The sequence below is a fragment of the Pelomicrobium sp. P1 genome, from assembly GCF_052805615.1.
Genome location: NZ_JBRBEM010000026.1, coordinates 1 through 12,469, shown reverse-complemented (window position 1 = coordinate 12,469; position 12,469 = coordinate 1). Strand labels below are relative to the sequence as shown.

General features: G+C 65.2%; 12 protein-coding genes and 3 pseudogenes. 9 read left to right on the top strand and 6 right to left on the bottom strand.

Going from position 1 to position 12,469, the window contains the following annotated elements:
* Positions 1-878: beta-eliminating lyase-related protein (locus ACUVYZ_RS17085; RefSeq protein ID WP_446033090.1), on the bottom strand; the 878-nt coding region annotated here is incomplete at its 3' end.
* Positions 878-1,594 carry an SIMPL domain-containing protein gene (locus ACUVYZ_RS17080; RefSeq protein WP_439935630.1) on the bottom strand — a complete coding sequence of 239 codons (717 nt, stop codon included), beginning with the start codon at positions 1,592-1,594 and terminating at the stop codon, positions 878-880. The genes ACUVYZ_RS17080 and ACUVYZ_RS17085, both read right to left, overlap by 1 nt.
* 171 nt (positions 1,595-1,765) lie before the next feature.
* Here ACUVYZ_RS17080 and ACUVYZ_RS17075 point away from each other — a divergent pair, with 171 nt between their 5' ends.
* Entirely contained in the window at positions 1,766-2,689 is a 924-nt protein-coding gene (locus tag ACUVYZ_RS17075) for a TraB/GumN family protein (RefSeq protein WP_439935631.1), read from the top strand.
* A 14-nt stretch (positions 2,690-2,703) separates the two neighbouring features.
* Here ACUVYZ_RS17075 and ACUVYZ_RS17070 read toward each other — a convergent pair whose 3' ends face one another.
* Positions 2,704-3,768: a LacI family DNA-binding transcriptional regulator gene (locus ACUVYZ_RS17070; RefSeq protein ID WP_446033089.1), complete on the bottom strand. Its 1,065-nt coding sequence runs from the start codon at positions 3,766-3,768 to the stop codon at positions 2,704-2,706.
* Positions 3,769-3,947: 179 nt separating this feature from the next.
* Between ACUVYZ_RS17070 and hisD the strand changes: the two genes are divergently transcribed.
* The 8 genes and pseudogenes from hisD to ACUVYZ_RS17030 form a co-directional block, all read left to right on the top strand.
* The gene (gene hisD / locus ACUVYZ_RS17065) at positions 3,948-5,249 is read left to right on the top strand and encodes a histidinol dehydrogenase (RefSeq protein ID WP_439935633.1); all 1,302 of its coding nucleotides are present in this window, start codon (positions 3,948-3,950) and stop codon (positions 5,247-5,249) included.
* Complete coding sequence (locus ACUVYZ_RS17060) at positions 5,249-6,019, top strand: SDR family NAD(P)-dependent oxidoreductase (RefSeq protein WP_439935634.1); 771 nt, start codon at positions 5,249-5,251, stop codon at positions 6,017-6,019. Before hisD ends, ACUVYZ_RS17060 begins: the two co-directional genes overlap by 1 nt.
* A gap of 23 nt (positions 6,020-6,042) precedes the next feature.
* Complete coding sequence (locus tag ACUVYZ_RS17055) at positions 6,043-7,035, top strand: alcohol dehydrogenase catalytic domain-containing protein (protein WP_439935635.1); 993 nt, start codon at positions 6,043-6,045, stop codon at positions 7,033-7,035.
* Positions 7,036-7,045: 10 nt separating this feature from the next.
* Entirely contained in the window at positions 7,046-7,294 is a 249-nt protein-coding gene (locus tag ACUVYZ_RS17050) for a hypothetical protein (protein WP_439935636.1), read from the top strand.
* A 37-nt stretch (positions 7,295-7,331) separates the two neighbouring features.
* A complete protein-coding gene (locus ACUVYZ_RS17045; protein ID WP_439935637.1) occupies positions 7,332-8,492 on the top strand; it encodes a TRAP transporter substrate-binding protein in 1,161 nt (386 codons plus the stop codon).
* 62 nt (positions 8,493-8,554) lie between these two features.
* A complete protein-coding gene (locus ACUVYZ_RS17040; protein WP_439935638.1) occupies positions 8,555-9,070 on the top strand; it encodes a TRAP transporter small permease in 516 nt (171 codons plus the stop codon).
* Positions 9,071-9,079: 9 nt separating this feature from the next.
* Positions 9,080-10,354 carry a TRAP transporter large permease gene (locus ACUVYZ_RS17035; RefSeq protein ID WP_439935639.1) on the top strand — a complete coding sequence of 425 codons (1,275 nt, stop codon included), beginning with the start codon at positions 9,080-9,082 and terminating at the stop codon, positions 10,352-10,354.
* 105 nt (positions 10,355-10,459) lie between these two features.
* A pseudogene (locus ACUVYZ_RS17030) lies at positions 10,460-10,807 on the top strand (helix-turn-helix domain-containing protein); the annotation flags it as partial.
* A gap of 178 nt (positions 10,808-10,985) precedes the next feature.
* On the opposite strand, the gene ACUVYZ_RS17025 reads toward ACUVYZ_RS17030, so the two are convergent.
* The 3 genes and pseudogenes from ACUVYZ_RS17025 to ACUVYZ_RS17015 all read right to left on the bottom strand — a co-directional run.
* Complete coding sequence (locus ACUVYZ_RS17025; RefSeq protein ID WP_439935640.1) at positions 10,986-11,198, bottom strand: transposase; 213 nt, start codon at positions 11,196-11,198, stop codon at positions 10,986-10,988.
* Positions 11,107-11,675, bottom strand: a pseudogene (locus ACUVYZ_RS17020) (transposase). Before ACUVYZ_RS17020 ends, ACUVYZ_RS17025 begins: the two are co-directional and overlap by 92 nt.
* Before the next feature lie 131 nt (positions 11,676-11,806).
* Positions 11,807-12,115, bottom strand: a pseudogene (locus tag ACUVYZ_RS17015) (transposase family protein); the annotation flags it as partial.
* Between the last annotated feature and the right edge of the window lie 354 nt (positions 12,116-12,469).

The following is a 12,469-nucleotide window of genomic DNA, read 5'->3' as shown; positions in this document are numbered from 1 at the left end:
GCATAGATCCCGGCGGACTGCCCCGCGGGGGTCCCAAAGGGGCTGTAGACCCGCACCCGCTCCATGCCGCAGGAGGGCGATGCGCGCTTGAAAACGTAGCCGCAAAGCCCCTTAAGCTCGGCCGCCAGCGCCACCCCGGGAAACTGGGCCGGCGGAACATGGGGGAGGAAGGCACGGGCATCCAGATAGATGGCGTGCCCGCCGGGCGGCTGCACGATGGGCACCCCCGCCACGGCGAGGTGCTCGCCCAGATAGGCGACCGAGGCGATCCGGTATCTCAGGTAGTCTTCGTCCAGCGCCTCCTGCAGGCCGACCGCCACCGCTTCCAGATCGCGCCCCGCCAGGCCGCCGTAGGTCGGGAAGCCCTCGGTGAGAATGAGGAGGTTGCGCTCCTGGAGGGCGAGGGTGTCGTCGTTGGTGCACAGGAAGCCGCCGATGTTGGCGAGCCCGTCCTTCTTGGCCGACATGGTGCAGCCGTCGCCGAGGGAAAAAATCTCCCGGGCGATCTCCCGGGCGCTCTTTTGCCCGCAGCCGGGCTCGCGCAGCTTGACGAGATAGGCGTTCTCGGCGAAACAGCAGGCGTCGAAGTAGAGGGGGATCCCGTGCTTGAAGCCGAACACGTCCTGCACCGAGCGCCGGAAGTGTTCGAAGCTGGCGCTTCCGGCGTAGCTTTCGTCGCCCAGCATCGTGGCGGCCCATTGCCGGGTGCTCATAGCCGCCGTCCCGGAATCGGTGAGCAGGTCGATCAGGATCCCATCGGCCGGCAAGAGAAACAGGTTATAACCCGCCCGGCGCAGCAGCGCCTCCCGCTCCGCACGGGTGGTCCAGCGAATGGGCTCGACGGTCTTGATGCGGAAAGGCTCGATGATGGTCTTGATCAGCGCTCCATCTGCACCGATCCGCGGACGGTGACGGCCACCTCGGTGCGCCCGCCCTCCAGGGGCACGGGCGCGGCTTCCGCCGGAACGCTCAGGGCCTGAGCCCGATAGGGCACCGGCGGCTCGCCTCGGCTCGGCCCCGAGGACACGCTCACCTCGCGGATCGTGACGCCCCGATAGCCGAAGGCTTCGGCCGCCTGCGCCGCCTTGCGCCGGAAAGCCTCGATGGCGGCGCCGATCAACCGCGTCTCTTCCCGCTGGCGCGCTTCGTTAGAGAGCTGGAAACGGACCTGGGCGATCTGCATCAAGGGGTTGAGCCGGGCGCTCAAGGCCGAGAGCTTGGGAAAGTCTTTGGATTCCAGGATCAGCTCTCCCCGGGCCCGCCAGCGCACGATCTTGCCTTTGGGATCGTGCTGGGGGAAAGTGCCCACCCCGCCCGTGCGTACCTGCACGTCCGGCACCGCCCGGGCCTGTCCGGCCGCCTCGTCCAGGGCCTGGGCCACTTCCCCCGCCGCCGCGGCGGGATTTTCCGCCTGGCGCTCCACTAACAGCGTCACGACCGCCACGTCGTTGGGAATTTCGACGGAGGCTTCCGCGTCGAGGGTAAGCACGCCGGAAAGCGCCTGGTCATGGCCCGCGCCGGACTCCGCTCGGAGCGCTCCGCCGCCCAGGGCCAAGCCCGCGGCCACGATCATCAGCCATCGTTTGACCTGCATCTCCGATCTCCCATGGTTTGCCGTTCACCCGCCGGGCGCCGTAAAAATGCTGGAGCACGAGGACAGCGATCAATGGTTCTCCACCATCCATCGAAGGCTCGACGGGCGGTGCCCATTGTCCCATTCGCTGCTATCCTTGACCATCGCCACCTCACCCTGCAGCTTGTGCCCATGCAGCTTGTACGACGTCCGTTCCCCCGGAAGGGCTTCCTGATCTTCGCCAGCCTGGTCGCGCTCTGGGCCGCCGACCGGGCGCTGGCTGAACCCCCGGCGTCCGCGCCGGAGCGGGGCGGATTTTCTCGGGGCGTCTTGTGGAAGGTGGAAGCGAAGGGGGTGGCGCCGAGCTACCTGTTCGGCACCCTCCACCTGGACGACGATCGGGTGCTGGCGCTCCCCGAGCCCGTCAGGGGCGCCTTCGACCGCGCCCAGACCTTCGCCGCGGAACTGCTGTACGACGAGGCGGCGGGCCGCGCCTTCCGCTCCGCCATGGTCACGGAGGCGCCCCGGCTGCCGGCGCTCCTCGGCGAGGCCCTCTACGCCGAGGCGGACCGGTTGCTGGCCCGATACGGCATTCCCGGAGAAGCGCGACCCCGCCTCAAGCCCTGGGCGGCCATGCTGACCCTGCTGCAGCCGCCCGGAGCCACCGGCCTCATCCTCGACCGGGTATTGGTGAACGAGGCAGTGCGGGCGGGAAAGTCCATCCACGCCCTGGAAACGGTGGACGAGCAGATCGCCGCCTTCGACGGAATGCCCCGGGAGACCCAGCTCGTCCTGCTGAAAAAAGTGATCGCCGACTATGCCGCTCTCCAGGAAGCGATTCACCGCCTGGTGGGGGCCTACCTGGGGCGGGACCTGGAGGCCCTGTGGCGGCTCAACGCCCAGGCTCTGGGGGACGACGGAGACCTCCGGCCCCATAACGAGCTGTTCCTGCGCCGCCTCCTGTACGACCGCAACGAGCGCATGGCCGAGCGCCTGGCGCCCCTCATCGCCCAGGGCAGCGTCTTCGCCGCCTTCGGCGCGCTGCACCTCTACGGGGAGCGGGGCGTCCCCAGCCTGCTCGCGCGCCGGGGATTTTCGGTGGAAGCCGTCTATTGACCGCACAAGCACCATCAGGGCGGCGGCGCGGTGCTGGCACGCACGATCAGCTCGACGGATACCTCCCGAAGTCTCTCCACCTCCTCTCCGGCTAGGCGGGCAAGCAGATGCTGGGCCGCAAGCTGGCCCAGCTCCCGGGTAGGCACCCGCACCGTGGTCAAGGCCGGCTCGATCAGCGAGGAGATTTCCAGGTCATCGAATCCGGTAATGGAGAGTTCCTGTGGTATGGCGATGCCCTGGGCCCGCGCCTCGGTCATCGCGCCTATGGCCAGCACGTCGTTGCCGCAGATCACCGCCGTAGGCGGCGGATTGAGCTGCATGAGGGCCGCAAGCGCTCGGCGGCCGTCACCGAAGGTGTAGGGCCGCTCCAGGACATGTTCGGGATCGAGAACGACGCCCCGGGAAGCGAGGGTCTCACGCACGCCGACCACGCGTTCCCGGGCGCGGTCGTTTCGGGCCGTGAGACCGGCGATCATCCCGAAACGGCGATGACCCATGTCCAGCAGGTACGCGGCTATCCGGGCCGCCGCTTCCCGGTTGCGGAATCCGACGCACGGGTGCCGCCCTTCCGGGTCCAGCGCCCAGGTCAGTACGTAAGGCAAGCGAAACGATTCGAGCAGCTCGAACAGCGCCGGCTCGTGATCGAGCCCCACCAGCACCAGGCCGTCGATGCCCCGCTCGAGGAGCGGCCGCACGACGCGCACTTCCCCCTCAAGGTCGAATTCGTGGGACGCCACCAGCAAGGTGTAGCCGTTTTCCTCCAGGGTCTTCTGCAAGGCATGGGTCGCGTTGGCAAAGATGGCGTTGTCTAGGGTGGGAACCACCGCGCCGACCGTGCGCGAGCGGCGGGAGCGCAGGGCTCGCGCCGCCCCATGGAGCACGTAACCCGAGAGGCGCACCGCGTCCTCCACGCGGCGCAGCATCTCTGGGCTCACCTTATGGGGCGTTGAAAGGGCCCTGGATACGGTCGCCGTGGACACGCCGGCAAGCCGCGCCACATCGGCGAGCTTCACGTCGTGCCGCGGCTCGGCGCCCTTCGCAGAAGCACCGGCCTGGCTGCTCCATCGTCTAGAGCTCATTGAGGTTTGTTCAGCATTTTATGATATCGATTACAACCCACTACCTTCTCGATAAGTGACTCCTATCAATAATACATTGTTTTTTATATTGTATAGAAATTTCTATATTTTTGACTTGACAAATCCACCTGCTTCGCCAAATATTCTGTAATCGATTACAAATACAAGGCCCATTCCTCATGGCTATCCAATACCTCAAAAAGGCATCCAAGACTCCTGAAACGGAAACCGGCGCCGCTCAAAAAGTCGTGGGTGAGATGCTGGCCGAGATCGAGCGGAGTGGCGAGCAAGCGGTGCGCGAATACGCCCGGAAGCTCGACCATTGGACCGGCGAGATCCTGGTCAGCCCCGAGGAGGTGGAACGCCGCACCCGGGACATACCGGCGGCGATCAAGCGCGACATCGAATTCGCCACCGAGCAGGTGCGGCGCTTCGCCCTGGCCCAACGGGATTCCATTCGCGAGTTCGCCGTCGAGTTGCATCCAGGGGTCACGGCCGGCCAGCGCTTGGTTCCCGTTAACGTGGCAGGCTGCTACGTGCCCACCGGGCGCTACGCCCACATCGCCTCCGCCTACATGGGCATCGCTACCGCCAAGGCCGCAGGGGTCCCCACCGTGATCGCTTGCTCCACCCCGTACCGGGGCGAGGGCATCCACCCCCTGGTGCTCTACGCCATGAAGGTAGCAGGCGCCGATCTTATCATGACCCTCGGCGGCGTCCAGGCCATCGCGTCCTTGGCCTATGGGCTCTTTACCGGCAAGCCTGCGGACATCATCGTCGGCCCCGGCAACAAGTACGTCGCGGAGGCGAAGCGCGCCCTTTTCGGTAAGGTGGGGATCGACGTTTTCGCCGGGCCGTCGGAAGTGGCGGTGATCGCCGACGACACCGCGGACCCTGCTCTGGTGGCGTCCGACCTGGTGGGTCAGGCGGAGCACGGCCACGAATCGCCCGCTTGGCTTTTTACCACCTCCCTGGCACTCGCTGAGGAGGTCTTGAGCCAGGTTCCCCGGCTCATTGCGGCGCTCCCCCCCACGGCACGTGCAGCCGCCGACGCCGCATGGAGGGACTATGGCGAGGTGATCCTGTGCGACACGCGGGAAGAGTTGATCGAGGTCTCCGACCGCTACGCCTCCGAGCATCTGGAGGTGCACGCCCGCGACCTGGACTGGTGGCTCGCCCATCTCACCTGCTATGGGTCGCTTTTCCTCGGCGAAGAGACGACGGTGGCCTTCGGCGACAAGGCCTCGGGGCCCAACCACATCCTGCCCACCAAGGGGGCGGCCCGTTACTCGGGAGGGCTATCGGTTCACAAGTTCCTTAAAACCCTCACCTGGCAACGCATGACCCGGGAAGCGACCCGCCAGATCGCCCAGGTCACCGCCCGGATCTCCCGGCTGGAGGGCATGGAGGCCCACGCCCGCAGCGCCGACGACCGGCTGCGGAAATATTTTCCCGGCGAGACCTTCAAGACGGCAGCCTGATGTCCCTGATCCGACGGTTGTTCTCCCTCGAGGGCAAGGTCGCCCTGGTCACCGGCGCGAGCTCCGGCATCGGCCAGGCCATTGCCCTGGCGCTGGCCCAGGCGGGCGCTCGGGTGGTCTTGATGGCGCGTCGGGCGGCGGAGCTGGACGAGACCCGCGGGCGTGTAGAGGCGCTGGGCGGCGACGCGGCCTGCGTGCCGTGCGACCTCGCGGTGCGCGCCGAGCTGTACTCCGGAGCCGCCAGGGCGGCCTCGTTCTTCGGTCCGCCAGACATCCTGGTTTCCGCCGCCGGCGTCAATATCCGGCGGCCCATGCTGGAAATCACCGAAGCCGACTGGGACGTCACCCTCAAGATCAACCTGGAGGCGCCCTTCTTCCTGGCGCAAAAACTCGCACCCGCCATGATCGAGAAAGGCTGGGGCCGCATCATCAACATCGCCTCGCTGCAGTCGGTGCGGGCGTTCGGCAATAGCGGCCCCTACGGGGCTTCCAAGGGCGGCATCGCCCAGCTCACTCGCGCCCAGGCGGAGACCTGGTCCCGCCACGGCGTGAACGCCAACGCCATCGCGCCGGGGTTTTTCGAAACGCCGCTCACCGCGCCCGTGTTCGGCGACCCGCAGCGCGCCCGGGCCATGGCCCAGCGCACTTTCATCGGTAGAAACGGGCGACTGGAGGATCTGGCCGGCACCGCCATCTTCCTGGCAAGCCCCGCTTCCGACTATGTGACCGGACAAATCATTTTCGTGGACGGCGGCTTTTCCGCCGGATGATCGATACGAGAGGAGCCTTGCCCGTGAAAGCTCTGGTCTACACCGCGCCGAACCAGGTGGTCTACCGGGACGAGCCGGAGCCCTCTGTAGGGACGGGCGAGGTGCTGCTCGGGATCGACGCCGTTGGCATCTGCGGCTCCGACATGCACGCCTATCACGGCCACGATCCCCGCCGGGTCCCGCCCCTCATCCTGGGTCACGAGCTGGCCGCCACCATCCTCGAGGGACCCGGGAAAGGACAGCGCGTCACGGTCAATCCGCTCATCACCTGCGGCCGCTGCGACTACTGCGTGCAAGGCCGCAACAACCTGTGCGCCCATCGCGCCATGATCGGCATGACCCGACCCGGAGGCTTTGCCGAGCGCATGGCAATCCCCGCTTCGTGCCTGATCTCCATTCCGCAGGACATGGATCCCAAGCGGGCGGCGCTCACCGAGCCCGCCGCCACAGCATTGCACGCGGTGGGCATGGCTATGCGAGCCCTCGCCCGGCCGCTGCCCGAAGCGGACGTGCTGGTGATCGGCGGCGGCGCCATCGGGCTCCTCTGCGCCCTCCTGCTACGCGCCTACGGTTGCCGCGATATTCGACTCGCCGAGACCAATCGCCTCCGCCGCGCCTCGGCCGGAAAGACCGGCGCGGCTCAAGTTTTCGATCCCCTCGCAACCAGCATTACGGAGAACTCGGCGACGCTGGTAGTCGACGCAGTAGGGGGTAAGGCCACCCGGGAGGCCGCCCTCAAGGCGGTAACGCCCGGGGGAGTGGTGATGCATATCGGGCTCCAGGACTGGGCGAGCGAGATTGACATGCGCAAGCTCACCCTGTCCGAGGTCAGCCTGATCGGCACATATACCTACTCCACGGCGGACCTGCGCGCGGCCGTAGACGCCTTGCATCGCGGCGTATTCGGGGATCTGGATTGGGTCGAGGTGCGGCCTCTCCAGGACGGCCCGCGAGCATTCGCCGAGCTGGACCAAGGACGGGCGGCCGCCGCCAAGATCGTGCTGTCTCCCCACTGAACGCGGAAAAATGGCGGAAACGACGCCACGAGCCATGGCGAGCGCAGCGCGTAACGGCGGCCGGGTTTTCTTCTGGTTCTCCGCAGGCTTCCTGCTCGCCTACGCGCTCAACGTCCTCGCTGGGCTCGCGGCCACCCGGCTCGGCTGGGCGCTTCCTCGCATCGGCGACGTGGGGGAGTTTCTGCTGGTGCTGACCGGTATGTTGTGTTTCGTGACGGGCCTGTTCTGCCTCGAGGACAGGGCGTCCGAAGCGCCGTAGCGTGAAATTCGACGTAAACCGAAAGAGGAGGAGTACCATGTCGCGAAAGCAACCATCCGAAGCGCTGCAATCCCACGAGCGGCGCCGCTTCCTGGACGTGGCCGTCCGGTATGGCTTCACCACCGCGGTGCTGGCCGCCACTGGTGGTTATCTGTGGTCGGAGCCCGAGGTAGCCCTCGCCGCCCAGGACGAAGCGGCTAAACAGAAGGCGGCTAGGTTTACCATGACGTTCGCCACCGAGTACAAGCTCGGAGCCTACGAGACCTATCCCATCATGCAGGAAACGTTTAAGGAGAACGTGGAAAAGGCCACCGGCGGCGCGGTATATGTGAAGCTATACCCCGCCGGACAGCTTGGGATCGGCGCTGCCCTGGGACAGAAAATCCAGGGCGGCACGGTCCACGGTGGCGCGATTTCTCTCTCCAACTTCTCTCCCTTCGCCCCGGTTGTGGACTTGGTCAACATCCCCTTCTGGTGCGGTGAGAACCAGAAGTTCGCCAACCTGGTGACTTCCAAGGCGTGGGCCGACGAGGTGAACCCTCGCGTCGCCGCCAAAAACTACCGGACCATGTTCTATTACACGGTGGATCCGCGCACGGTGGCCGTGCGGCGCGGTTTCGGCAAGGTCGTGAAGACCCCGGAGGACATGCGCGGCATGAAGATGCGCATCCCCCCTTCCAAGCTGCTCGCCAGGTTCTACCAGCTTGCCGGCGCGAATCCTACCATCGTCCCCTGGGGCGAGACGCCCACGGCGCTCAAGCAGGGCGTGGCTGACGGCCTCGATCCGTCCATCGGAGCCCTTTATACCTTCGGCTTCATCGACATCCTGGAAGCTATCACCATGGTCGACTCCGTGCCGGACGCCCAGATGTTCGCCTGCAACCTGCAATGGTTCAACACCCTGCCCAAGGACTTGCAGGTCAAGTTCGACGAAGCTTGCGAGCAGACCCAGGCGGCCTCTTTCGCCCAGATCCCCGTGAGCCGCAAGAACGCCATGGAGGCCATGGGCAAGGCGGGTGTAAAGTTCTATAGGCCCTCGGCCTCGGAGATGAATCAGTGGGTGCAGGCTTGCGGCGAGCAGCGGCCCGAGTGGAACGAGTTCAAGAAGGAACTCGCCGGTTCTATCGACGTATTCGAGAAGCTCAAAACCGCCGCCAACACCCAGGGTAAGATCAAGGTCGACGACCACCCGGCCTGACAAGCCCGCGGGCGGGCGGCATCTACTCCCGCCCGCCTCCCTGCACCCTCCTGGAGCGAGGTATGCGCGAATTCCTCCGCAGGCTCGACCGCAACGCCGAGCGTTACCTCATGCTGGTGTTCTACTGCACCATCGTGTTCGTCATCGTCACGGAAGTCTTCCGCCGCTTCGTCTTGAGCTATTCCTCCCTTTGGGGCGAAGAGGTGGCCCGCTACGCCTTCATCTACCTGGGCTGGGTGGGGGCCTCCTACGCCGTCAAGGAGCGGGCCCACATCCGCTTCGACGTGCTGCTTCACGCGGTGCCGAAGCGGCTGCACGGCTACATCTACCTGTTCGGCGAGATCGCCACCTTCGTCTTCGCCTGCTTCGCCCTCTACTGGTCGCTGCACACCATCGGCACGCTGATCCAGTTCGACGCCCGGTCGTATGCGCTGCGCATCAGCAAGGCCTGGTTCGAGGCGGCCATCCCCGTAGGCTTCACGCTGATGATGGTGCGGCTGGTTCAGTCGGCGGCGCGGGACATCCGCGACCTGCGCGCCGGCCAGGAAGCCCGCGGCGGCAAGCTCCTCTTCGACTAAGGGCCGCCCGTGGCAGTAACGCTCTCCCTGCTGCTGGTCTTGCTGCTCCTCGCCCTGGCGGTACCGTTCTGGATAGCCCTGGGGCTGGGCACCGTAGCGCTGCTCCAGGCGACCGGGGCGCTGCCTCTATCGCTCCTGGGAGAAGCCCTGTTCGAGGGGGTAGACTCCTTCGCCTTGATCGCTATCCCGCTGTTCGTGCTGACCGGAGACGTGATGGTGCGCTCGGGCCTGGCGTATAAGCTGCTGGACTTCGCCGAGGCCAGCACCGGATCGTTCCGCTCGGGCTTCGGCACCTCCACCGTCCTGGGTTGCGGCCTCTTTGCCTGCATTTCCGGCTCGGATGCGGCGGACGCGGCGGCCATCGGCCGCATCACCATGGACCGGCTGGTGGAGCGGGGCTACCCAAAGCCTTACGCCTGCGCCCTGGTGGCGGCGGGCGCCTGCACCGGCATCCTGATCCCGCCTTCCATCGCCTACATTATCATTGGGCTGGTGCTGGGGATCTCCTCGGCCACCCTGTTCGTCGCCGCGGCCATCCCCGGCGTGCTGGTGCTGCTCGGAGTCATCGTCACCAACGCTGTTGTCAATCGCCTAGAGGGCTATGAGAACTCCCGCCATCCCTTCTCCTGGCGTCGCTGGTTGCGCACTCTCAACGAGGCCAAGTGGGCGCTGGTCGTACCAGTCATCATTCTTGGCGGGATCTACAGCGGCATCTTTACGCCGACCGAGTCCGCGGCAGTGGCCGTGGCGGTGGCGCTGGCGGTCGGTCTGGTCCAGCGCACCATCACGCTGCGCGATTTTCCGGCCATGTTGGAGACCTCTGCCCGGGTAAACGGCGTGATCCTGCCCATCATAGCGGTGGCGATGCTCTTCGCCCAGGCCCTCACCGTGCTAGACGTCCCGCAAACCTTCGTCCAGACGCTCACCTCCATCACCGACGATCCCGCGGCCCTGCGGGTCGTGATGCTCGCGATCTTCATCGTCGCCGGCATGTTCATGGAAGCCACGCCCAACATCGTGATCCTGGCGCCCCTGCTGCACCCCGTAGCCAAGGCCATCGGCATGAACGACATCCATTTCTGCGTGTTCATGATCACCTCTCTGGGCCTGGGGTTCATCACGCCGCCCATGGGGCTCAACCTTTTCGTGATGTCGGGGCTCACCGGCCAGCCCATTCTGGCTATCGCCCGCCGCGCGGTGCCCTTCGTGATAGGGATGATCATCATCTCGGCCGTTGTGGCCTTTGTCCCCACCCTGTCCCTATGGGCGATAGGAAATCGCTAATGGGTGATGAACCTTCAAAACCGTGGTTCAGCAAACTGGCAGGCAGTATCTATTGAGAATTACGTAACCTCATGACAACCTTTTTCTCCCTGATGCGTTATATCGATGTTGCGATTGCATCAAGGAGAAAGCATGGCGGTCAAGATGGACGAGGCGGCAAAACGGCGTGTGCGCGCGGGCCGGTTGCTGATGAAGGGCAAGAAGCCGGCGGAAGTGGCGGCCATAGTCGGGACGCCGCGGCAGAGCGTGTATCGCTGGCTGGGCGTATTGCAGGAGAAAGGCATCGATGGGCTGCGCGAGATGAGCAAAGGCAGCCGTCCCTCCCGGATGTCCGCCGAGCAGGTCGAAGAGCTGCGCGAGGCGCTGCTGGCCGGGCCTGTAGCTTGCGGGTACGGCACCGATCTATGGACACTCAAGCGGGTGCGCCTGCTGATCGAGAAGCGCTTCCGTCTCCGATACAGCGAGGTCCAAGGTCTGGCGCCTTCTGGGGGCGATGGGCTTTTCCAGCCAGAAGCCCGAGAGGCGCGCCATCGAGCGCAACGAGCAAGCCGTCGCGCTCTGGAAGAAGCGCACTTGGCCTCGGCTCAAAAAAAGGCTCTTGCGGCTTTCGTGTGGGTGGGCCCCGAAAAGATCATGGTGCACAGCCGTCCGGATAGAGATCCAGGCCCCCGCAGTGAAAGAGAATACTGATGCGGTACTGGACGAGGTTGCGGTAGCCCCGGGCATTGGCTTTGATCAGCTGGATTTTGCCATTAGTGCCTTCGGCAACGGCGTTGGTGATGCGGTGCTCCGTGTAGGCCAGGAGTCCCGGCAGGTGGCGCTTCAAGGTTTTGGCTGCATTCACGATGGGGGGGCGGGTGTGAATGGGTAGCCCAGAAGTACCAGCGGTCGAAGAACTTCTGGGCGGGACCGGCATAACGGTAGTTCCAGAACTCGGCAAACGCCTCCTTGATCGACCAGGCGCGGCCTACCTTCAGAGTGTCGATTCTGAGGGATTGAAAACTCTCATGCTGGCGATCCGTCCAGTTCCTGGGTTCTTGAGCCACAAGTACTTCGTTCGGGTGAGGGTCTCCTCGCCCTGAGCTTTGAGGTGGCGATGCTCCTGCCGGCGTACGAGGTCGACCGTCTGGTTGAGCTCCTTGGCGCAGTAGAACTTGTCATGCACGATGGCAGCTTGAGGCACGGCCTCCCCCGTGGCCTGCATGTAATTGTCCCACATGTCCATCGCGACCGCCTGGACACCATCACGCTGGACCTGCGGGATCGTGGCCCAGAGAGCATCGGCTGCCTCCCGGGTGCGTTCGGGCGCGACGTCGAGCACCCGCCGCCCGGTGATATCGTGCAGCACCGAGACATAGTCGTGGCCTTTACCGAGCTGTTCTCATCGAGACCGTAAAAGGCAAGACCCTCCAGGGAGCGACGGCTGAGCCCCCGGGTGACCGAGCGCTCCATGATCCGGTCGACCTGGTCCCAGGACAGCGCCGTGAGCCCCTGGGCCTGGACCTTGCTCCACACGGCTTTGAGCACCTGGATGGCGAAGGCCTCAAAGAGCTCGGTGAAGCGGGAGGCGTCCTCGGCCCAGGTGACGCGCACCTGCTTGACGCCGCACTGCGGACAATTCACGCGGGAGACCTCCGCCGTGATGAATGTTTTCCATTGCATCGTATTCAAATGCCGCCAGCGCCGGGGGCGGGCATCATAGCCCGGGGCCACAGCCCCACAGCTGGGGCAGATGAAAGCCGTATCCGGTCGCCACTGCACGGTCACGGCGATCTCCCCGAGGGGGTGACCCGCCGGAGGGGGGTGATAGCCACTGCCGTCACCTCCCAAGGTGCCGTCAGACCCAGAAGCGTTTGGTAGAGTTCGGTATCGCGCATAGCTCCGCAATACTCGCCCGGGGGCCGGATTTAGGCAAGACCTCCCTGACCCACACGATTTCCTGAAGAGCCAAAAAAAAAGCCCAGCGGGAAGGCCGGGTCATCGTCTTCAGGGAACCTCTAAAAATTCGTTTTTCTGCCCCACATTCTTCCGCACAACACGCGCTGGCGGAGAGAGCCGTTCGTGGTCAAACCGCCGTCGTTGGTCGGCGGTTCGGTTTTCAACCGTTCAAATACG

What these genes read in the sequence shown, in the direction of transcription:
- hisD (WP_439935633.1), top strand. Translation starts at nt 3,948, where the DNA reads ATGGCTATCCAATACCTCAAAAAGGCATCCAAGACTCCTGAAACGGAA.
- ACUVYZ_RS17075 (WP_439935631.1), top strand. Translation starts at nt 1,766, where the DNA reads ATGCAGCTTGTACGACGTCCGTTCCCCCGGAAGGGCTTCCTGATCTTC.
- ACUVYZ_RS17060 (WP_439935634.1), top strand. Translation starts at nt 5,249, where the DNA reads ATGTCCCTGATCCGACGGTTGTTCTCCCTCGAGGGCAAGGTCGCCCTG.
- ACUVYZ_RS17050 (WP_439935636.1), top strand. Translation starts at nt 7,046, where the DNA reads ATGGCGGAAACGACGCCACGAGCCATGGCGAGCGCAGCGCGTAACGGC.
- ACUVYZ_RS17070 (WP_446033089.1), bottom strand. Translation starts at nt 3,768, where the DNA reads ATGAGCTCTAGACGATGGAGCAGCCAGGCCGGTGCTTCTGCGAAGGGC.
- ACUVYZ_RS17040 (WP_439935638.1), top strand. Translation starts at nt 8,555, where the DNA reads ATGCGCGAATTCCTCCGCAGGCTCGACCGCAACGCCGAGCGTTACCTC.
- ACUVYZ_RS17080 (WP_439935630.1), bottom strand. Translation starts at nt 1,594, where the DNA reads ATGCAGGTCAAACGATGGCTGATGATCGTGGCCGCGGGCTTGGCCCTG.
- ACUVYZ_RS17045 (WP_439935637.1), top strand. Translation starts at nt 7,332, where the DNA reads ATGTCGCGAAAGCAACCATCCGAAGCGCTGCAATCCCACGAGCGGCGC.